The following is a 1,283-nucleotide window of genomic DNA, read 5'->3' as shown; positions in this document are numbered from 1 at the left end:
GTGCCGTCGCCTCCTTCCAGCACATCGTTGCCACTGCCCCCAGACAGGGTGTCATTGCCAGCCAGGCCATCAATCGTGTCGTTGCTGGCAAAGCCTGTGATGTTGTCAGCGCCTGCCGTGCCCTGCAATACCTTCTGTTTAACGGTGGCTACATCCCAGCTGGTGCCATCACTGAACTCAATGACATCCAGGACATAAGGGCCGGCTCCATCCTGATAAAAGTAGCTGCTGACGGTGATTTTCTCGCCGGTACTCTGCAGGGTGAGGTATAGATTGCTGCTATCACGCGTTGCCACTACATCGCCAGGATTGATCCCTTGCATAAAGCGCAGCACATCGTGACGGCCAACACCGGTATCGTAGTTACTGATGCTGGTATGGCCCTCTCCGGCGGCAAACAAATAGGTGTCATTGCCGGTATCGCCTGTCAGGTAATCGTTGGCACCTGCCCCGCCTCGCAGCACATCATCGCCAGCACCGCCATACAGTGTGTCGGTGCCGTCACCTCCTTCCAGCACATCGTTGCCATTGCCCCCAGACAGGATGTCATTACCAGCACCCCCTATTACAGTATCGTTGCCTCCTGCGCCATTCAGGCTGTCATTGCCAGCCAGGCCATCAATCGTGTCGTTGCTGGCAAAGCCTGTGATGTTGTCAACACCTGTCGTGCCCTGCAATACCTTCTGTTTAACCGTGGTTACATCCCAGCTGGTGCCATCGCTGAACTCAATCGCATCCAGCACATAAGCGCTGGCTCCATCCTGATAAAAGTAGTTGCTGACGGTGATTTTCTCGCCGGTACTCTGCAGGGTGAGGTATAGATTGCTGGCATCACCTGTGACCGTCACCTCGCCAGGATTGATCCCTTGCATAAAGCGCAGCACATCATGGCGACCGGTACTGCTATCGTAGTTATTGATGCTGGTATTGCCCTCTCCGGCGGCAAACAAATAGGTGTCATTGCCGGCGTCTCCTGTCAGGTAATCGTTGGTACCTGCACCACCTCTCAGCACATCATCGCCAGCACCGCCATACAGTGTGTCGGTGCCTTCGCCTCCTTCCAGCACATCGTTGCCATTGCTCCCAGACAGATTGTCATTGCCAGCCAGACCATCAATCGTGTCGTTGCTGGCAAAGCCTGTGATGTTGTCGGCGCCGATCGTGCCCTGCAATACCTTCTGTTTAACCGTGGTTACATCCCAGCTGGTGCCATCGCTGAACTCAATCGCATCCAGCACATAAGCGCTGGTTGCATCTTGATAAAAGTAGTTGCTGACGGTGAT

General features: G+C 54.7%; 1 protein-coding gene. It reads right to left on the bottom strand.

All coding sequences use genetic code 11. The features are described 5' to 3' along the window. Positions 1-1,283 (bottom strand): calcium-binding protein (locus BLV54_RS15260; RefSeq protein WP_143032562.1); only part of this gene is annotated, 1,283 nt, incomplete at both ends.

Origin of the sequence: Nitrosomonas sp. Nm33 (genome assembly GCF_900107265.1) — a bacterium.
GTDB lineage: Bacteria > Pseudomonadota > Gammaproteobacteria > Burkholderiales > Nitrosomonadaceae > Nitrosomonas.
The sequence above is the reverse complement of the archived record's forward strand: the minus strand, read 5'-3'. Positions and strand labels throughout refer to the sequence as shown.